Here is a 19984-nt window from a genome sequence, read left to right on the forward strand (position 1 = left end):
AGCTCCTTTGACTAAAAAAGCTGTTACGATTAACAGCCCTTTTAGCTTAGGAGAAGGAGTTGCAAATGCTATTACACCTGCTTACACCATTAATTGCCAGAAGTGGGCTTCTGACGTGGTGTACGCTTTTCTCCAGCGTGTTGGCTCTTTGGCTTGTTTGCAGACGATGATGGACGGCGTCTGCGGTTGCCATTGTTATTACCAGCAGGTTTACCGTTGCCACTTGGCTTATTGTTGCGAGGACCTGAATTTTGCTTAGGTTTGTTTTTCGGCTGAGCGGAAGGTGTTTGCTCAGCGTCTGTCGCCTTTGGCTTTTTAGGTTTCTTTGGCTTTTTCGGCTTGATTGGGCGTGTATCTAATTTTGACTCAGGTACGGCAAGTTGCGGCTCAAACCCTGGCTCCACTTTACGTGGCACCAGCTGTTGAATTAATCGTTCAATGCCAAATAAGTCGCTTGCGGTCTCTTGGGTAACAAACGAGATAGCTTCACCTGTCGCACCAGCGCGGCCTGTTCTGCCGATACGGTGAACATAATCTTCGTAAACATTTGGCAGGTCAAAGTTCACGACATGAGGCAGCTCTTGAATATCCAAGCCCCTTGCTACAATATCAGTGGCAACAAGTACACGCACTTCACCATTTTTAAAGCCAGCAAGGGCTTTCATGCGAGCGCTTTGGCTTTTATTACCATGGATTGCTGCGGCATTGATCTTGTCTTTTTCTAGATCCTTTACCAAGCGGTTGGCACCGTGTTTTGTGCGGGTGAATACCAACACTTGTTGCCAATCATGCGTTTGCACTAAATGCTTGAGTAAGTTGGTGCGTTTACTTTTGTCTACCGGGTACACCCACTGAGTCACGCTTTTTGCGGTGCTGTTTGCTGGTGCCACAGAAATCTCTACTGGATCATGAATTAGCCCTTTCGCCAAGGCTCTAATTTCTTCAGAGAAAGTGGCAGAGAACATCAAGTTTTGTCTGCGGCTTGGCAATACTTTGATGATGCGCTTGATATCGTGAATAAAGCCCATGTCTAGCATACGGTCGGCTTCATCCAATACTAGTACTTCAAGGTCATCAAATTTGACAGCATTTTGCTGGTAAAGGTCGAGTAATCGCCCAGGTGTTGCTACTAAAACATCAATGCCTTTACGCAGCTTCATCATTTGCGGATTGATCTTCACACCGCCGTAAACGACTTCAGAGCTGATAGGTAGGTGTTTACTGTACAGCGAAACACTTTGCCATACTTGGTCAGCAAGCTCTCTGGTTGGCGTTAGAATTAACGCGCGTACATTGTTCGCACGTGGCTTAGTACCGGCAATCAGCTTTTGCAACAAAGGTAATGTAAAGCCCGCTGTTTTACCCGTTCCCGTTTGCGCCGCAGCCATCACGTCTCTGCCTTCTAAAATAGCAGGAATGGCTTGCTCTTGAATGGGAGTCGGTTTGTCGTAACCTTGTTCGACAACGGCTTGATTTATTTCTGGGGCTAAACCTAGGTGGCTAAAGCTCATGATTTTGTACTCTGTATTGGGCGGCGGGCAAGAGTACAGTATTTACTCCGCTTAAGCAATTTCGCCGTGATGTTAAATAGCCTCAAGTTAAATAACGATAGGCGGGTAGATAACAAAGCATAGCGTAAACATCAGGATTACATACAAAATAAGTGAAAGGAAACGTTCGTACTACAGGTCTATTGATGGCATTAGTTATTCACGACCAGTTTGCGCTGTATATAAGTCACTAATTCGACAAACTGGGTTAACTTAGGAGCCGTTTTGTGAAATACACATCTGTATCCTTGTTAGAAAAGGGGTTTTATGTTGCGAGCCTTGCTGTTGCGTTGTTACTTTCACCATTAACACAAGCGCAAACCGAGCAAGTCACCGCCCAGCAATTTGTCGATTTGCAACAAGGACAAAACCACTTCCCTGGGTTTCGTAGGGCACACGCAAAAGGGATTTGTGTGTCAGGAGAGTTTAAATCGAATGGGCGGCTATCTCAGTACTCAGACGCAACCGTTTTTAAAGCCGGCACGCATCCATTTATTGGTCGATTGTCCATTGCTGGAAATAATCCGCACGCTGCGGAGTTGACTGCACCAGTAAGGAGCTTTGCGCTGAGCTTCGTAACAGGTGCTCAGCGTTGGAATATTGCGATGAATACGCCTCCAGTGATGGCGGTAACGAATCCGCATGATTTTTATCAGCAAATTGTTGCTCTGAAGCAGGGCAAAGAGGCAGTAAAAGACTTTTTTGCTGGGCACCCTGAGAGTGCGGATTTTTTGGCATGGAAAGCGAGTTACACGCCAAGCTCGAGTTTTGCCCTTGAGACTTATCATAGTATTAATGCGTTTTATTTGGTTGATGAAAAAGCGCAGCGTCAGGCTATTCGCTGGAAAATGCTGCCATTAAATGAAGAAAGTAAAAATCCTTACACAGGCAAAGACGCGCTACAGCAAGAATTTGCAACTCGATTAGAGAAAGGAGCTGTACGCTTCAATTGGCAGTTTATATTTGCCAAGCAAGAAGATGATGAAAATAATCCAGCCAAGCTTTGGCCCAGTAACCGCGCGAAGGTAGATGCAGGAGAGATCTTCATAACGCATTGGCAACCGCAATTATCGGGGAGCTGCCATGCGCTCAATTTTGATCCCTTGATATTACCTAGCGGTGTTAAAGCAACCGAAGATCCAATTCTAAGAGCGCGCTCTGCTGCCTATGCAGAGTCTTATCGCCGTAGGGCTAAGGAGCAATTGATGGGCGCACTTGAGGAGACAGTGAATGATTAATCAAATAACACGATTTAATCTCGCGATGAGAGTGCTTCACTGGTCTATGGCATTACTTATCTTTGCCATGATTTTTGCAGGACTTGCGATGGTACGTGCGCTTGAGCCTTGGCAGCTTACCTTACTTGGGCTACATAAATCATTTGGTGTGCTGGCACTTTTGCTACTTTTATTGCGCTTTCTTATTAGAATAAAGTCATCGACACCTAGCTTGCCATCTGGGATGTCGACAATACAAGTCAAACTGGCCAAATTCAGCCACTGGCTGCTTTACGCATTGATGTTAATCATACCGACTAGCGGCCTGTTGATGCAGTATTATGCAGCGCGACCAATAGTGGTGTTCGACTTTTTCACCATTCCAGCCGCAATGGTGCCTTACATCGAATACTTTGCTGTATTTCGCGAAGGACATGGTTTTGCTGTATTGCTACTGATTGCAGTACTTGCAGTTCATATTGGAGCGGCGCTTTATCATCACTTTATAAGAAAAGATGGCGTGCTAAAAAGCATGTTGTAATGACCCAAGGCCTGCTTACTGGCAGGCCGTTATTATAAGTATGCTTGCAGTGCTGTTAAGTCTACCTTAGCTTGTAATTTTACTGCGATTAAATATAACCCCGCCAGTTTGCGGTGAATAAACAACGCATCTACAGGTGGAGTATGCCACTCGTTAGAGCTGCCATTCAACGCTAGCCCTTTTTCACTGAGCCCTTTACTCAGTTGGCTATTAGCGAAATCAAATGGGCCGTCACATCGAAGTGGAGTCGTCGCAAGTAAAAACAGATCAATAACTGCGTCACAATAGTCAGGTGCAATATCTGTGTCGAAAAAACAAGCGAAAAAGCAAGAAAAGCAAGTAGCAAGAAAAGCAAGTGACACCCACTACGATTCATCAGCAAGCGAAAAAGCAAGTGACACCCACTACGAAAAACAAGGGACACCCACTACTATTTGCATCAAAAACAGAAAACAAGAAAGAATAAATCAATGACACCCATCACTATGAAAAACATGTGACACCCACTACTATTTGCATCAAAGCAAGAAAAGCAAGTGACACCCACTACGATTCATCAGCAAGCGAACAAGAAAAGCAAGTGACACCCACTACGATTCATCAGCAAGCGAAAAAGCAAGTGACACCCACTACGAAAAACAAGGGACACCCACTACTATTTGCATCAAAAACAGAAAACAAGAAAGAATAAATCAATGACACCCATCACTATGAAAAACATGTGACACCCACTACTATTTGCATCAAAGCAAGAAAAGCAAGTGACACCCACTACGATTCATCAGCAAGCGAAAAAGCAAGTGACACCCACTACGAAAAACAAGGGACACCCACTACTATTTGCATCAAAAACAGAAAACAAGAAAGAATAAATCAATGACACCCATCACTATAAATCGGCTGCATGTTTGACTAGCCTTAATTATCAATTGCTGCAGGAGTAGGCTTTCTACTCTTTTTATTAAGAGGTTTTATGAATAATACAGAAACACAATCAATCGAAAGTATATGGCAAGAGCAGCTTTCAGGTTATGGCTGTGATCCCGATTTAGCTTATGCCAAAAATACGTTTTTTAACCAGTCTAACGAGTCTATTTCAGCAGCATTTTCTCGCAGCGTAATTGAAAGGGCAAATGAACTAAGAGTTATGCCTAATGTGTTATTTAATACGTACTTTTACTTCTTCATTGACTTCCTAATGAAAACAGATCATGAACCATTCGACACTTCTGAGATAGCGAGCTGTTTTGCATCCCTTCTCAAAGAGAAGCTGGATTCAAACTCGATTGCTAGCTCAGAACTCGTCAAGCAATCCAAAGGCGCGGTGGACTATTTAACGCGTAACACTATTTTTTTAATGAGGATGCGGATATCTACGGTGATCTAGAAGCAAAGTTGAAGGCTTTAAAAAGCCAGTTAAAGACTTATCAAATTTAGGCTGCATCTGAGGTTAAAAATAGTGGTCAAATTGAGTTGGCCAATGAAAGCTAATAAATAGATAAAAGAAATAAGTAAGAAATAAGTGACATCCATCACTATTAATATCCAAGCTGAGGAAGTGAAGTAAAAAAGTATAAAAATACTTCAACCACTTTGGTCAAAAACGTTTATAGATAGGCTAATTTTTAGCGCTCAGGCGTATCTATTCAACAAAACAGGTTTATCGCGCACGACAAGGCGCTGTAAATACAACAGTAAGAAATTCTAGAGTTGAAAAGCTTGCTCTGCTAAGCCAACAAGCGCTCACAGTTTGTTAGGTTTGTCCGTCGTCGTTTTTGCAGTGTTTCACAGTAAGCGGTTATTGTTCGCTCTCGACCAACAGCACCGTGGAATACCCGAGAAAACTGCGTAGTGAGTTTTATCCAGTTTTCAGGCTCTATATTTAATCGAGTAAGAATAGGTTGCGCTTCGTTGATATAACCGCGTTTATCGGCGCGAATACATTTGCCCGTGAGCTCAACTAATTCAATATAGGACTTGAATTCAAAGGGCAGGCCTTTAGGCATATGTTTTCGTGGGCTACCAGCAAAGCGTAGTAGGCTTTTTGGTTGTTTGCCCAGCTTAGCGTGGTCGATGCGTTTTTTGATGCTGGTGTAGTCTGAGGTCTCAGGCGTTGCTGCGATTTTGGCTCTAATGGGGTTTAAGTCTACGTAAGCGAGACAAGCTGCCAATGCGGCCTCATCCAGTAATGCTTGGGATTTAAACCGTCCTTCCCAAAAACGGCCTGTACAATTATCTTCTTTATTTGCTCGGCGGGCGATGTCTTCGTTAAGCACTCGCATAAACCAGCTAATATCTGCGAGCCTTTCCCTGTACTTGGCGACATGCTCATCGAATATCAATTGTTCCGATTCATTGAGTGGTTCTCCCTCAACGAGCTTATGGGTTATCCAATTGCCTTTAAACAGCTTGTGCCACCGTATCACAATCGCTTTATCCGACAGACACTTAGCCTTTTTATCATCAACATATAAAACAATGTGGGTGTGATTACTCATCACGGCATAAGCACAGATATCAATACAAAACACGGAGCCCAGCATCAGGAGCTTTTCTTCAACCCAATCCCGGCGGTGTTCATATGATTTTCCAGTAAATTTATCTTCACCGCACAGAAAGGCGCGCCTTACGCAGCGGGAGATACAGTGATAATATTTGGTGTCGGTTAAACTGATTTGTTTTTTACGAGCAGTTGCCATAGTTTGGTTTCCTCAATCCTTTGAGTGCAAAATTAAAGCGTAGGCGGAATCTTAAGAAGGTGCAAATTAGTGGTGGGTGTCAGCTATTTAACAGTGGTGGGTGTCAGCTATTTAACAGCTATTTAATTCATAGGGAGTCAAAAGTGCTCATACATGGGGCTTTTAGCGCTTGCCACATTACAGCATTGTTTAGGCTTGGAGATCACATTATTAATATGTTTAATAAGTGTTTTACATGTTGATTTTTTGTTTCTCCGCTGCCAGTATAGCCATTAGTAGTTTCCGATTTGGAAACTTTAAACAATGATTATCGAGGAAATAAAATGAAACTAAGCCTTAAGAAAAGGAACATGAAAGTACTCAATAAAGACAATAGCCACGTTGTTAAAAATGTCACTTTGCAAATTGCTGGTGGTTATAATCGAGGTTATACAGACTTTTATTTTTGTGGGACAACGCATTGTCCATCTGCGTATCCAGAGTGTGAAACTATGGGGTGTAACGCGTAACCTTGCTCCATAGTTGGCGATTACTCATCAATTCATAGGTTTGTTCAGAATCTCAAACTTATGAATTGTAATTCAGTGCATTCCTATTTTATCAAACACCTTCCAAAGTGCCTTTGCGTTTACTTGCTACAACACAGAAAAATCACGACAAGTAGAGATTGACTCTCTGAGTGCTTTAAATATACGTCACTTTTATATGTTGGGCTTTGTATCGAACACTCTTTTGTAGTATGGCTTTTAACGTTTTACTCTTTTTTGGTTGATATGTTATATTGTATCAATTGCAGGCGAGCATGACAAAGGAGAAAGTGTGAACGTAAAAGTACAGTCGTTTGGAGACAAAGCAGCAATTGGGTTATCTATGTTGTGCTTAGTCCACTGTTTAATATTACCTTTTTTATTACTTGTACTTCCTCCCTTCGCGGGTTTATTAGCGCTCTCTGATGAAGCTTTTCACGAGTGGTTACTAATAGCAGTAATACCTATTAGCGTTTTGGCCCTTGGGTTTGGCTATGTGCGGCATAAGTCAGGTCTTGTTGTGGGTTTAGGGCTCGTGGGCTGCACACTCTTGGTGCTAGCAACTATTTTAGCTGAACAAGGTGGAGAAACCTTGTTCACAGTGCTTGGCTCTATACTCATCTCCTACGCTCATCTTCGAAATTATGCGCTGCGTCGCAATTTTCACTAAATAAAACCCTATTTGGAGTTAATATGAATAGCCTTATGCCTATAGAGCCCTTGCTTGATGCGGACTCTCTGCATCATGAGCAGTCAGAACATGCAACTGTGTTAACCAAGATTTATGAGTCCAACACCAATATTGTGATTTGGCAACATGCATTATCACCTGCTTTGAAAGCAGAGTTTGGCCACTACTTAGAAACAGCAAAAGAGATAGAATTAGCGCTACAAATTGCGACTAGCAATATCACTTGCGAAGTTAGTGAGCCGTTAAAGCAGATGAATTTTAGCGATGCGATGGTGGCGCATATTATTGAAATAGTAGATATGTTTAGCTGTTTATTTGAACTTCGCATAGTTGGTTTACGGTTAAAAATGCTCGAGACTGCAATGTGCCCAAAATTTCATGTTGATAAAGTACCTGTACGACTGGTGACTACACTAGCAGGCGCTGGCAGTGAGTGGCTTAGAAACCAGCATGTATCAAGGGATGGCAACAAACTGACTGTTGTCCCGGAAGCAGACGCAATATCACTAGCCTGTGGGGATGTGGCATTATTAAAAGGCGAGCGTTGGGAAGGCAATGAAGGCCGTGGCTTAGTGCATCGCTCACCAGCAGTAGTAACAGGGGAAAAACGATTGCTACTGACATTAGATTTTATCGCATAGACTGGATTTATTATGACAACAAAATTAACTGCATTTGTATTTAGCGCTATTTTTAGCCTCTCGCTTTTGGGATGCCAGTCAGAGCCTACAAATATCGGTACCTCCGCGGTAAGTGGCCAAGCAACCGTCGCTCCGCTTAAAATCGCGACTTGGAACATGGAGCATTTAGCATATCCATCGAACACAGGATGTAGGCCTCGTGATGAGCAGGAGATAAGCGCACTGCGCGATTATGCAAAAGGGCTTAATGCAGACGTTATTGCGCTGCAAGAAGTCGCATCGGTTAAAGCATTAGAGCAGGTCTTTCCAAGTAGTGAATGGCAATTACTGATTTCAAGTAGAGCTGATAGCGCGACGTACGACTGTAGAGGAAGTGGCAACGTCTCTACACAGCAGAAAACCGCTTTTGCAATTAAAAATAGCCTTGCCTCAAGCAAAGTGGATAACGTGAGCGAACTTAGCGTGGATGTTGAAGGGCTAAGACATGGTCTAGTTGTGACCTTAGATACTCAGTTTGGTGAGCTTTCAGTGCTTAATGTCCATCTTAAAAGCGGCTGTTTTGTTGATAACTACTCGACATCGGATAAAAAAGCCTGTCGATTGCTGGCAGAGCAATTACCAGTACTCAAGTCCTGGTTGAAGAAACACGCAAATAGCAACACCATTGTGTTGGGCGACTTTAATCATCGTTTAAGCCATGGCGACAATCAATTTTGGCAGCAGTTAACCAAGCACCAAAATAACGCCTTTACACCTTTGATAAATGCAACTAAGACGCTGACAGGTTGTCACCCTCGTTACCCTGTGCCGATTGACCATATATTACTGAGCAACAAACTTGCAAACACGGTAAAATTCGCCCCCAGCGTACACTTTTTTGCGGATATGTCTGAAGAGAAAATGCTCAGCGATCACTGCGCTATTTCGGTGTCAATTAGCATGCGTTAAGACTGTTGATAGTTGTACTAAAAGGGAGCGCATATAGCCAACCGCTGCCGCGCAAATATTATCAAGGTCTAATCAACAAAAAAGCAGCATCTTTAATGGCAACTTTAGTGTTGAAATTAGACCTTATTTGCTTTTGCTAACGGCTTCTGTTGTTGTGATTGGATAAAAGGGTATGAGGCTTATCTAACGGCATAGCAGGGCGACACTACGCCTTTGATCCCTTGGATCCGGTATAAAAAATTACCGAGCTGAGAGAATTAAAACAACATTTAAGTTGTCTTGAAGCGGTCATGCCTGCAATATCATGTTTGGCCTATGATAAAAATATTGTGTATTAGGGCCTGTTGCTAACATAAGCAGCTATTTGACAACCGCACTTAATGAATAACTTAAACGAAAGGAGTGTGCTATGCCATCCGCAAACTTACTTGCCTTGCTCGATGATGTCGCTGCGCTAACAAAATTAGCCGCAACCAAAACCGCTCCGGTGTTAGGAGACGATCTTGCCGTCAACGCAGAGCAACTCTCGGGCGGGATCAAACCAGATCGGGAGCTTGCAGTGGTATGGAAGGTGTTTAAAGGCTCCTTGCTAAACAAGTTTATTTTAGTGCCCGCTGCTTTGGCTTGCAGTTACTTTGCGCCGTTTATGATCCCCATTATGCTAATTTTGGGGGCGCTGTACTTGCTGTTTGAAGGTGGCGAAAAAATTCTCCACGCTATTTTTCACCGTCGGGAACAACAGCAAGAAACCGATGAGTTTGTCAAAGCGCTTGAGGATGAGCGTGTTGACTTAGTCGAGTTTGAAAAAGACAAAATCAAGGGCGCTATCGTTACCGACTTTGTTCTATCGGCGGAAATTATCATTATTGCGCTGGGGGCGATTGCTGATCAGCCTTTTGAAAAGCAAGCAATAGTCCTTTCGTTAATTGGGCTTGCACTGACAATCGGGGTTTACGGAATTGTGGCCCTGATTGTTAAGCTTGATGATATTGGTTTAGCCATGATTAAGGACGCAAGTGAGACTACACTTGCAGCGATAAAACGTGGGGTGGGTAAAGGGCTGCTTTATTTTGCTAACGGTCTGATGAAGTTTTTGTCAGTCGCCGGTGTGCTGGCAATGCTTTTAGTTGGCGTTGATATTTTGGCTCACCAGTTCCACTTACTTGAAGAAATTGTTCACGCTATTGAAAATCTGATCCCTGCATTGAGCTGGCTTTTGAGTATTATCGCCAAGCTTGGATTGGGTGCGGTGATCGGTGTCATTATTGCGGCGGTGCTAAGTCAGTTGTTGGCAATGTTTAAAAAAGCATAAATATCTATATCGCAAGTAGCCGTATATTTCAGGGCTACTTGCAGAGCCTTTCGATTACCTTCTAATCGGCACTTGCTGGTTGACTGGTTTTTGCGGTGCTTCATTGAGGTTTTGTGGTAATAAACGTTTGGCTTTACGCTGCTCCCGTAGCGTAAATTGCAGCGCTTTTAAAATCCGCGCATCCAATGGCGTTTCGCAAAACGGGCTTAACAGGTTGTTCTCTTCCGTCGGATCTTCACTCAAGTTATAACACTCGTATTCACTGGGAATGAACTGAGTGGTTGTTATTCCGTCTGGGTTGCTGACGCCAATGACATTACTCACAGACGATTGCGTGGTAGGCTCATCGTTACCACCAAGATCAACTAAATTCGGGTCTTGCTCATAGAATCTAGCGTTATCAAAATAACGCACAAACTTCCATTTCGTATCACCGCTGATATCCGGTAGTTGCGTTATTACAGCTTCGATATGGTTCGGTTGGATAATACTATTGTAAGCTTTACCGGTAAGCATATTCGTCATATCACTACCAACTTCGATGTTGTCATCGGTCATAAAGTAAATGGCTTCTTCTTTGGGCGACGCTTCACCCAAAATGACGTTAGCTAGGTTTCTGCCAACGAGTGGCTGTGCTTCGCTGTGATCTTTAGCAAGCTGAGTACGAGTTTGCTCAATATCTATATCCGCTAGACCAAGCAGGGTAGGCAGTAAGTCGATATGTGATGTGGTGATATCAAGCTGCTTAGGTTGATTGAAAAGCACAGGATTAGAAATAATAAACGGCACGTTTAATACTTCTTGATATGCGGTGTACCACTTTTGATGTAGACCGCCGTGAGCACCTAGTAGCTCACCATGATCTGAGGTAAAAACGACAATAGTATTTTCATAAAAAGATGACTGCTTTAATGCGTTAACTACCTGTTCTATATGCTTGTTCACTTCTGCGATAAGGTAGTAATAAAACTGTCGATAGGTTTCATCTGGTGGCTGTGGTAGATACATATGCGGGTACATAAGCTGATAGTCTTTTTGGCATCTTGGCTTGTCCATTAAGCTTTCATTTTGGCTTGGGGCTGGCGCAATACTTGGAAGGTTACCGGCTTCTTTTTCGGCATAAAAGTTGGAAAACCAATCTTTTTGTCCCATTAATACAATGTCGTGTGGGTTTACGAATGAAGAAACCAGTAAAAATGGCGTTTGGTCGCCGCTTTGTGCCTTTTCTTCAAGTTGTTTAAGGGTTTCACAAACTTGATTGGCAAATCCCGGATCTCGAGATGTACCTGAATTGTTCTCTGCAGCGCCATGAGGTTCAGGACCTATCCATTGACTAAAGCCAAACTTATCTAGACGCTCTGCGCGCTCATAGAGAGCTTGTTTTGCTGGGTAAGGCTCTCCAGTTTCAGAGTTACTATACAGCGCTTGCTGACTCCCCGGCACGATAATATCCTCATCGGAGAGGTGCCATTTACCACGATAATAGGTTTGATATCCCGCTTCGCGAAACCAAGATCCCATGGTTGGCACAGTATTGGGAGTCAGCCAGAACATGTTTTGATCAAATGACGACTTGCCAATTCCTGGTGTTTGGCTTACGCCGTGTAGGGATGGATATTGTCCCGTGTAAATGGATGCTCTACTCGGTGCGCATGCCGTCGCTGCTGCATTATGATTCATAAATTCCATGCCACAGCGGCGCATTTCTGCCATGCACGCACTGTGCTTGAGTCGATACTCTTTTGCTTGTGAATTTTCGTAAGGTGGAGGGAAACGCTCTTCATCGGTGGTAATGATTAGAAAATTCGGTTGTTTGCCATTAATCTTCATTACAATCTCCTTTTAACTTGCACAGGGCAAATGCCCACGGAGAGTGTAGTTGAAGATCCTTAGGTATTTGCGTTTTGTGTAATTTAATTGTTTTTTTATTTTAAATAATGTGTAAAAACGACATTCTGTATTTTCTCAACGGCGAATAGAAAAAAGGCCTTATCGGCCTTTATATATGCTTTGGTATTTGGTGAGTTACCAATCGCCTGGGTCGCCGCCATCTGAGTCGCTGATCTCTTCGTAAGTACCGCCGGTGTCAATACTCAGCTGTTTAAGAAACTGAAATGTAGGGGTACTAGATACCGACTGAGATGCAGATGAAACATCTAATACATACATCTTATCTTTATTAGCCAGAATATTTTGCACTGTGCCTGTATAGATTGTGGCATTGAATTGCACTGGTGGTAGCTCAAACAGGTATTTAGAGGTTACGCTCGTTTGCCAATTTGAGCCGCCACAGCTAGAGACTGGACTGTCATTTTCGCCGCCATCAGTAGAACCATACACTCTTAGCAGTGCGCCATTAGCGGCTTCCGTTGAGTAATTTGCTCTTAACTCATCAGCGCCATCACACATAGCTTGTGCAAGTGCAGTTAGCCCCGAGCACCCTTCTGGATCTAGTTGATAGAGTGCCATCATTGCCGCATTGAAACCGACAAACCCGTTAGTTAGGGATTGAATTTGACCGCCACTAGCAAACGTTTTCACATTTAGCTGCTGGCCATTAATTGTGGCATCTAAAAAGAACTTTGATACTTTTTGCACTGCCTGTTGCTTTGAGAATGAACATCGGCTTTGTCCATCTGGGCGCAACGTGTTCATTGAACTACTGCGGTCTAAAAAAAGCACGCCATAAGATTCAGGCGCAGCGAGCGAATTGAAACTCGACATTGTGGTTGCCAATACAATGGCAGATACTAAGATTTTCATCATCGTGAACTCCATGTCAAAAGATACCATTTGCATTATCTAATCGGGAACCTCACGGCAGCGACAAGATATTGTTCAAATGGTGTAAGAAGTATCTGGCTGTACTGCTGATGCAGATACATGATTTGCGCAAGTAAAAAAAATGAGCTTGATTGGTTGCAAATTTGTTGCGCAGCGTAAGGGTAGGGTAGATTCTAATTTTATCCATTACACCACATTACAGCGATAATTTATTTTTAAAACATAATGTTACATTGAATTGTGAAGTAAGTTTCAGTGTTTTCAGTATGTTATGTTTAGCTGCTTGATATTATAGCGGTTGCGATTTAGTTTCTAAAAAATATACAGTAGGATGAAGTAAACTGTATTCAAAAGTACGAAATAATAAAAACAATGACAGGAAGTTTTATGAAGCGATATCTATTTTCTCTCTTAGGTTTAATTGCAATCGTCGCTGCTGGTTGGAAGTTTACCCAGTACCAGTCTCATTACACTTCAGATTATGTTGATGTAGTGTTGTCTTCACAAGTGCTTAATGAAGATCGAAAGGTCTTTATTCGCCTCCCAAAAGGATATGACAAGGCACATAGTTATCCACTCATTATTCGCACCGACGGCAACTTTAATCTCGCGCGGTGGGATGAGGTACTAAGCAGCCTTGCCGAACAAGGTAGGGTAGAAGATGCCATTTTAGTGTCTATTCCCAATCAATTTTGGACGCAGACCCGCAACCGCGACTTAGTACCGCCTTATGCTCGACAAGATGTTGCGATTGAGGCTCGTCCAGAGAGTGACAATGATCCTGCCATTTTTGGTCGTGCAGATCGTTTTTTGCAATTTGTTGAAAGCGAGCTGTTACCCTATTTAGAAGCTAACTACTCAATTAACGACAACCGTGTGTTAAGTGGGTTCTCTGCTGGTGGAAGTTTTGTACTTTATACCATGGTGACTAAACCTGCGCTTTTTGATGGCTACTTTGCTTTTAGTCCTGCTGCGTGGTATGACGACTCGGTTGTCGTAAAAGAATTCGCAAAAAGCCTAGCCAATATTCAAGGCAAACCTAAGTATATTTACCTCTCCATAGGCGGTGCTGAGAATGACATCATTACGGGGTCATTTCGCGGTTTATTAGAGGCACTTGAACAGCATGCGCCTGCCAATGTGCGTTGGGGACACAGCATTAGCGAGGGCGCGGGGCATTCACAAAATCCAGTGGTTTCCGTGCCACTTGCCTTGAGTGAGTATCATCACTTTAGAAAAAATCAGTTAATGTAAGTGTTGCAATGCTTTGATTTCAGAGAGCAAATGTTTTTGTTCACTTTCACTTAGCCCTTCAAGCTTAAGCATGGCTTGGTAGGTCTTTAATAGTGATGGCTTATCTCCTTTTTGCTGATAAGCCATGGCCAATTGCTGCAGTGCATTGAGGGACGCTGAGTTGTGCTGGCTCACAAAGCTGAACAGGTTGATGGCCGCAGTGAAGTTACGTTCGAATAGGGCGCCATACCCGAGCGAAGTCAGTGCGTCGTAGGGGTAAGTCTTGAGTCCGTATAGCGATTTAGCGATGGCAACATGATTTTCCAGCTGAGTGACACCCGCGGTCGCTACCTTCAAGGATGGCTGATAATGGTTAAAGAGGTGCTGCAGACCATGATAATAGCTCGGGTAGACGACGCTCATATGGGATTCGCCGCTAAAGTGCTGCGCTTTGAAGTCAATTCCATTTGGCTTTCGCCAAGCATCATTAAGACGTTGAAATGGCTGCGTAATGATTGCGCTTTCGTCTGCCATGCTGATGTAGATACACTTGTTGATTAACGCTTTTGCCAGTAAGTCATTTAATAATCGCTCTTTATCCCACCAGAGGCTTGGACTTGCCAACATCACACCATTAAATAAATCGGGTTTTTCAAGTAGCGCATAGGTTGCAAACAGCCCACCGAATGAGTGTCCTGCTAACGCGCGATAGCCGGATGTTCGATAATGCTTGTCTACGTAAGGGATGAGTTCTTTGTCGATAAATTGCAGTAGCATTTCTGCACCGCCTGGATTTTGCTGCCGTGTTGGACCTGCAAAATGTCCCAGTACCGCAAGGCTACCTTTGCGATAAGACGGGGTCAGATCTCGAGTGCGGTGTTCGTTGGTTTCGATGGCAACAATGATAAGTTCCGGTATTTTATGTTGTTGTGCCAAGAAGCGAGCCGCTGAAGCGGTATGTTCAAGATTGCTCTGACCATCAGTTAGATATAACACTGGATAGCCTGTATTGCCTTGCTCATAGCTTGGTGGCAGGACGATATGAACCGTTCTTTTTTGCGAAAAATAAGCGGACGAAAGCTGCAGTGTCGAGTTCGGATCTACTGATTTATTAGCAATAGCGCTACCAATTGACAGCAACGTAAAAATAGCCACGATAACAATGTGAGTAACTAACCTAGCTTGCATAACCACTCGTTCCTTGCTTAAAAATCATCACTAATTTAACACGAGTCAAAACGACAAGGAACGAGTTATATAGCAGCGCCTAGGAATTATTTGTGTTGTCTTGAGCCTTCTAAGGTCACTATTACTCCATTCTCATTGGTGTTTGTGTCTTCTTAAGTAATTTAGAAAAGATAGGTTTTAAGCAAAAAAGAGAAAACACTGAAACGATTGCCATCACTAAAATGCCAACTAGTGGAATAGCATAACCAAAGGTAAAACTAGCACCGACCACGTGTCCCAATATGCATTCTGCGCGGTAGATTGGATAAAATAGCCCAGCTATCAAAAGTCCTAAGGCTGTATACATGGTGAGGCTTTGATAACCGAACTCCCAAAGGGCTGATTGCAACAAGCTAAAGAGTAACATCACAAAGAATGCGACCAAAAACTCAGTAGGAATAACCACGGGTGCTGTTTTTTTAATGCGCTCTGTGCCAATTGCTTTATGTAGCCGCAGTGCAGTAAGCCAAGCTAATACGGGAATTATGATAATGCCCCATGCGTTAGATACTGCTGGAAAATCAGCTCTGTGAAGTAAGTGGTGACTCACTATTCCGCCATTTAAATGTTGCCACATCAGCGTTAGTATCACGAGCAAGATTGCCGATGTAATTAGGCCTTTGTTGATTTTGTTCGCTTTGACTGAAAGCATGTTTCTACTCCTAACTGATTAAACTGTAATTTAACTAAAAAAGACGGCTGAAATGCGTGGCCACCACATCATGACAGCGGCCGCGCAGACACCAATCGCGGTGATCACAAAACCTAGGCTCATCATCACCGCGATTATCCACACCGGTGCGCTGACGTTGGTTTGGCGTTTTGCCCAAAAGTAGAGCTCTGCGAGTACCATTGGTAGCAGATAGCAGGCAAACGAAATAAATATATCGACAGGGCCATCTAAGGTTGCGGTATTGCCATTGAAGCCTTGATTGACCATGTACCAACCAAACAAATAAAGACGAAACGTCCACACCCCATTAACCAAGAAAAAACTATGTGCGGCATAACGTTGATGTGCGGCGATATTTTTTTGTATGGCAGCGCGCCAAGCAAAAAATATCGCAATGGGAATTAATATACCGTTGAGTGTTATCCCAATGGCACCAACATCGCTTAGCCTAAGACCGGTTACCCAAGTGAGATATAACCCTGTGAGTGCGCCCGAAATACCGAGAATAAAAAATACGCGTCCGTTGTAGCGATGAAAGCGTGGAAAGCGTTTTCGCACCGCAGGAATAAGCTGTAATAAACCGTTGGTGGCCAAAATCACAGCGGGTAAAACATGGCTAAAAAACACCTTGGCATCTTTTGTGTGTCCACTCGCCGGTGAAACCGCTGCACTTTGCTCTGTGAGTCCCACGATAAGCGGGATGGCATATAGGCCTAAGATATAAACAGCAAACATCCATTGCCCGAGCAGTGCGACACACATCCAGCTCTTTGCGGCACCATTCAATACGCTAAAGGGACTAAAGAAAACCCCTGTTGTTTTGGTTAGATTGAGGGAAGACAAAATACTTATCCTTATAAATCAATAAACTTGGTATATAAAATGACAAGGTTTTGCTATCTCGTCGCTTTGATTTTGAAAATCAAAGCAAAGAAAGTAGGCCGAATTTTAAAAATGCTGGTGTTAAGTTTACTTACAAAGTTAATTTGAATGCTTTTGGTGTGGCTGTTAGAGTTTCTGCGTCTATCAATATTCCTTCAATCGCCATGACTATTGAAAACTATTACCTACTTTTGCTTAGCCTATGTTGCACTTTGGTTGTTGCTCAGCTTTTTGTAAAAGAGAAAAAAGCAGCACATTTACTCTTTGCTTTGGTGTGCGGCTCAATAGCTTTGGCCACCACCAAAAAGCTGACGCAGGACTCCTTAAATGGATATCAGTATTTAATTGGCATGGGCGCTTGTGTGACCTGTAATGGGTTTTGGTTGCTTGCAAGGGCATTATTTAGAGAAAAACATGCCATTTTAAAAAGGCATATTGTGTTTGCAATCGCCATTGCTGCCTTAGTCGTGTGGCGGCAAGGCTATTTGTTTATCGACAGTCAATTACACATGGCTGCTAGCGGATTAGTTGAGTGGCTTAACATTGCGGCGTATGAGCTTACTTTGTTGTTGTCATCTAGTGTACTCATGCTGGCATTTTGGGAAGGGTGCCGAGGGTTCTCGCAGTCTCAAGGGCAGGAAAAAGCACAAAGGGTGCTATTCTTATCCGCTTATTTTATTTGTGTCGCAGGCACCAAATTAGTCGAAAATCGCTTTGCCGATAATCGTGAGGTTCAAGAATGGGCAGTGACAAGCGCAGCTATCCTCATCATATTGACAGCGCAAGTGTTACTGCATTGGCGATTTTCATCTCAACGTACAATTACATCTGTTAGGTGCGTTGAATCAAACGAGCCAACACAAACCGAGGATGATATTGCGCTCCAGCAACAGGTGGAACACTTTCTTATCGAGCAAAAAGGTTTCCTCAAAGAAGGGTTAAAAGTCGCTGACTTAGCTCAGCAATTTAATGAACCTGAATACAAGATAAGCCGAGTGATACGACAAAACCTGCAAGCGCGAAATTTCAGCCAATTGGTCAATGAGTTGAGGGTTGAACATGCCAAAGTGCTGTTACAAGACCCCGCTAAACAGCATTGGCCAGTACTTGTCGTTGGACTGGAAAGTGGTTTTGCGTCGGTTGGACCATTTACTAGAGCATTTAAAATCGCCACTGGAACCACGCCAAATCAATTTAGAAAGCAAAATGGTCAAACGCAAGTGCTACGTGAAGCACAAGAGTAAGTGGCAATTAGGGCCTAATCTAGCGTAGTCAGTTTGTATTGTAGCTGCTGAATAGGCAGCTCTATCGTCTGTGGGTCAAGCTCTGGCGTAATATCACTGACAGGAAAGACGTTATCTATTTCCACCGAATTCGCGATAGCGTTAGTATCGCCATTGGATAAAAAAGTAAGTTGGGTGTAATCACTGGGCTGTAAGTCATACCGAGCCAGCGTTGCCTTTAAATCTATACTGTATTCGTATGCGGCTAATAGGCTACCTGCGTTATCGTTGTATCTGCAGATCTGCCATTGATAGCTACTTTCGATAAACTCCAGCGCCCAAATCCCACCTTTATCTTGGATCATTTGTTGTGGTTGTTGGCAGGGCTGTGGTAGGGGTAGTAAACGGCTATGAGACCAAAGCCCCTCGTGGTTTTGGCACAATAAGTCGCCCTTACCAAGGTCGATAATATGCGAGCTTAGACCATATTGGCAAAACTGGGAGGTGGGAATGAAAAAGGGAGCGCTGTGCTTGTTAAGCGCGCCAAACGCAATATAGCCCATTAATACCTCTGTGTTGGTCATCCAGCCAAGGTAAACATATTCATCATCTTGCCAGTTTGTTGATGCGATTTTCCCCTGTTTAACGGTGTTAGTCAGCGTGAAGTGGTCGCTTTTACCATTAAATGTACAAGTCAAACTGCCCAGTGTAGTGTCGATGTTGCATGATTGCTGAGCTTGCTCCTGTGATAGCGGCTTTATTTTAGAATTTGGCGTTTGATGAGTTAGCGCGGAGGTGAACTTAGCCACAGCAGACAATTGGCCGGTTTGATCTTGTTTAAAACGACATTTAGGCTGTATCTTTGAGGAATTGAGCACGACATTACCATCAAGTACAGCAAGCTCACAGCTATTGGCTATGGTACAAGCCGTGAGCAGCATAACGCCACAAAAGGCAATCCAAGTGTTTTGCAAATCACAATACTCATCAGTCATCAGCTACATCCTATAAACATAGCTGATAACACCTTGATTAAGCAATATGTGCAGCAATACCCGATTTTCCCATGGCGACTTCGGCTTTTAGTACTTGGCCGTTGATGTAATCGCCACTATTTTGCTTTCGATAGGGGATTGGCTGTTCACTAAATACGTGTGTTAAGCGCTCTGACCAATTAGCGATTTCATCAGCTATACGTTGATTAGGCTCGCCTTTTGCGTCGAAAATAACATGGTTTTGTAGAACGTCCATACCTGGGAAAAACAAAGTCCCGTGCGTGATCGGAAATAGTAATTCGTCCATTGTGCCGTTTATCCCTAAAGGAGAGTAATCCTTATATCCACCACCTGTGGTTACACAAATTAACGCTCGTTTTCCCTGTAAAACTCCCTCGCCGTAGCGCAATTGGTTCCCTTTGTTTTGATAACCGTAAGCAAAGCCATAGGCATAGACTCTATCGAACCAGCCTTTAAGTATGGCAGGCACGCTGTACCACCAAAGCGGAAAATGAAAAATAACCAAGTCGGCAGCCAGCAATTTTTGCTGCTCTTGAATAACGTCTTCGGTTAGGGTGTTTGAGTGATATGCCTTGCCAGACGCTGCAATAATCGCAAGTGGTGTTTGAGAGTCATTTTGCGGGAAGTCGGCTGCGTCAACCACAGCCTTCCAGTCCATTTGGTATAGATCTGAAGTTTGAACTTGCAAGCCCATGCGCGTTAAGGTTTCGACACTTGTTTTGGCGAGTGTCTGGGTTAAGGAAGTCGGCTCTGGATGTGCCGATACCACTAGTGTGGATTTGGTCATGATAAGTGCTCTGTAACGAATAGGAGTTGTTAC

Annotated in this window: 21 protein-coding genes; 11 read left to right on the forward strand and 10 right to left on the reverse strand. The window is 43.4% G+C overall.

Annotated features, from left to right (window positions below):
• Positions 1-89: 89 nt before the first annotated feature.
• Entirely contained in the window at positions 90-1511 is a 1422-nt protein-coding gene (locus tag QSH61_RS05310; protein ID WP_174170774.1) for a DEAD/DEAH box helicase, read from the reverse strand.
• Positions 1512-1777: 266 nt separating this feature from the next.
• Here QSH61_RS05310 and QSH61_RS05315 point away from each other — a divergent pair, with 266 nt between their 5' ends.
• Positions 1778-2788 carry a catalase family peroxidase gene (locus tag QSH61_RS05315; protein ID WP_174170773.1) on the forward strand — a complete coding sequence of 337 codons (1011 nt, stop codon included), beginning with the start codon at positions 1778-1780 and terminating at the stop codon, positions 2786-2788.
• A complete protein-coding gene (locus QSH61_RS05320) occupies positions 2781-3308 on the forward strand; it encodes a cytochrome b (RefSeq protein WP_174170772.1) in 528 nt (175 codons plus the stop codon). The genes QSH61_RS05315 and QSH61_RS05320 overlap by 8 nt, the downstream gene beginning before the upstream one ends.
• A 32-nt stretch (positions 3309-3340) precedes the next feature.
• Here the strand turns inward: QSH61_RS05320 and QSH61_RS05325 are convergent, their stop codons facing one another.
• Positions 3341-3670: a hypothetical protein gene (locus tag QSH61_RS05325; protein ID WP_286123395.1), complete on the reverse strand. Its 330-nt coding sequence runs from the start codon at positions 3668-3670 to the stop codon at positions 3341-3343.
• Between the two features lie 134 nt (positions 3671-3804).
• Between QSH61_RS05325 and QSH61_RS05330 the strand changes: the two genes are divergently transcribed.
• Positions 3805-3999, forward strand: a complete 195-nt coding sequence (locus QSH61_RS05330) for a hypothetical protein (protein ID WP_286123397.1) — start codon at positions 3805-3807, stop codon at positions 3997-3999.
• A 282-nt stretch (positions 4000-4281) separates the two neighbouring features.
• A complete protein-coding gene (locus tag QSH61_RS05335) occupies positions 4282-4695 on the forward strand; it encodes a hypothetical protein (RefSeq protein ID WP_206473665.1) in 414 nt (137 codons plus the stop codon).
• A 340-nt stretch (positions 4696-5035) separates the two neighbouring features.
• Here QSH61_RS05335 and QSH61_RS05340 read toward each other — a convergent pair whose 3' ends face one another.
• A complete protein-coding gene (locus QSH61_RS05340; protein ID WP_211868213.1) occupies positions 5036-6007 on the reverse strand; it encodes a transposase in 972 nt (323 codons plus the stop codon).
• A gap of 350 nt (positions 6008-6357) precedes the next feature.
• Here QSH61_RS05340 and QSH61_RS05345 point away from each other — a divergent pair, with 350 nt between their 5' ends.
• The 5 genes from QSH61_RS05345 to QSH61_RS05365 all read left to right on the forward strand — a co-directional run bounded on the left by QSH61_RS05345 (position 6358) and on the right by QSH61_RS05365 (position 10126).
• On the forward strand, positions 6358-6516 hold the full coding sequence (locus QSH61_RS05345) for a hypothetical protein (RefSeq protein WP_227387324.1): 159 nt from the start codon (positions 6358-6360) through the stop codon (positions 6514-6516).
• Between the two features lie 310 nt (positions 6517-6826).
• A complete protein-coding gene (locus tag QSH61_RS05350; protein WP_010607824.1) occupies positions 6827-7204 on the forward strand; it encodes a MerC domain-containing protein in 378 nt (125 codons plus the stop codon).
• A 23-nt stretch (positions 7205-7227) separates the two neighbouring features.
• Complete coding sequence (locus tag QSH61_RS05355) at positions 7228-7866, forward strand: DUF1826 domain-containing protein (protein WP_206472638.1); 639 nt, start codon at positions 7228-7230, stop codon at positions 7864-7866.
• 12 nt (positions 7867-7878) lie between these two features.
• Positions 7879-8814, forward strand: coding sequence for an endonuclease/exonuclease/phosphatase family protein (locus QSH61_RS05360; protein ID WP_206472637.1), 936 nt, complete (start codon positions 7879-7881; stop codon positions 8812-8814).
• Positions 8815-9223: 409 nt separating this feature from the next.
• Positions 9224-10126, forward strand: a complete 903-nt coding sequence (locus QSH61_RS05365; protein ID WP_206472636.1) for a DUF808 domain-containing protein — start codon at positions 9224-9226, stop codon at positions 10124-10126.
• Between the two features lie 54 nt (positions 10127-10180).
• Here QSH61_RS05365 and QSH61_RS05370 read toward each other — a convergent pair whose 3' ends face one another.
• Positions 10181-11956 (reverse strand): sulfatase family protein, encoded by a 1776-nt coding sequence (locus QSH61_RS05370; protein ID WP_206472635.1) that lies wholly within the window; start codon positions 11954-11956, stop codon positions 10181-10183.
• Between the two features lie 195 nt (positions 11957-12151).
• A complete protein-coding gene (locus QSH61_RS05375; protein WP_039492137.1) occupies positions 12152-12892 on the reverse strand; it encodes a hypothetical protein in 741 nt (246 codons plus the stop codon).
• 405 nt (positions 12893-13297) lie between these two features.
• On the opposite strand from QSH61_RS05375, the gene QSH61_RS05380 reads away from it, so the two are divergent.
• Positions 13298-14164: an alpha/beta hydrolase gene (locus QSH61_RS05380; protein ID WP_206472634.1), complete on the forward strand. Its 867-nt coding sequence runs from the start codon at positions 13298-13300 to the stop codon at positions 14162-14164.
• Here QSH61_RS05380 and QSH61_RS05385 read toward each other — a convergent pair.
• The 3 genes from QSH61_RS05385 to QSH61_RS05395 all read right to left on the reverse strand — a co-directional run bounded on the left by QSH61_RS05385 (position 14156) and on the right by QSH61_RS05395 (position 16886).
• Positions 14156-15331, reverse strand: coding sequence for an alpha/beta hydrolase (locus QSH61_RS05385; protein WP_206472633.1), 1176 nt, complete (start codon positions 15329-15331; stop codon positions 14156-14158). The two genes, QSH61_RS05380 and QSH61_RS05385, sit on opposite strands and share 9 nt — an antisense overlap.
• A 121-nt stretch (positions 15332-15452) precedes the next feature.
• Complete coding sequence (locus QSH61_RS05390; protein WP_095727337.1) at positions 15453-16022, reverse strand: hypothetical protein; 570 nt, start codon at positions 16020-16022, stop codon at positions 15453-15455.
• Positions 16023-16052: 30 nt separating this feature from the next.
• Positions 16053-16886 carry a DUF2306 domain-containing protein gene (locus tag QSH61_RS05395; RefSeq protein ID WP_206472632.1) on the reverse strand — a complete coding sequence of 278 codons (834 nt, stop codon included), beginning with the start codon at positions 16884-16886 and terminating at the stop codon, positions 16053-16055.
• A 50-nt stretch (positions 16887-16936) separates the two neighbouring features.
• Here QSH61_RS05395 and QSH61_RS05400 point away from each other — a divergent pair, with 50 nt between their 5' ends.
• Positions 16937-18169 (forward strand): helix-turn-helix domain-containing protein, encoded by a 1233-nt coding sequence (locus QSH61_RS05400; RefSeq protein WP_206472631.1) that lies wholly within the window; start codon positions 16937-16939, stop codon positions 18167-18169.
• Positions 18170-18183: 14 nt separating this feature from the next.
• On the opposite strand, the gene QSH61_RS05405 is transcribed toward QSH61_RS05400, so the two are convergent.
• Both QSH61_RS05405 and QSH61_RS05410 read right to left on the reverse strand, forming a co-directional pair.
• Positions 18184-19143 carry a hypothetical protein gene (locus tag QSH61_RS05405; RefSeq protein WP_206472630.1) on the reverse strand — a complete coding sequence of 320 codons (960 nt, stop codon included), beginning with the start codon at positions 19141-19143 and terminating at the stop codon, positions 18184-18186.
• A 37-nt stretch (positions 19144-19180) separates the two neighbouring features.
• Positions 19181-19951: an NAD(P)H-dependent oxidoreductase gene (locus tag QSH61_RS05410; protein WP_206472627.1), complete on the reverse strand. Its 771-nt coding sequence runs from the start codon at positions 19949-19951 to the stop codon at positions 19181-19183.
• Between the last annotated feature and the right edge of the window lie 33 nt (positions 19952-19984).

This window comes from Pseudoalteromonas sp. JC3 (assembly GCF_030291895.1).
In the GTDB taxonomy this organism is placed as follows: Bacteria; Pseudomonadota; Gammaproteobacteria; order Enterobacterales; family Alteromonadaceae; genus Pseudoalteromonas.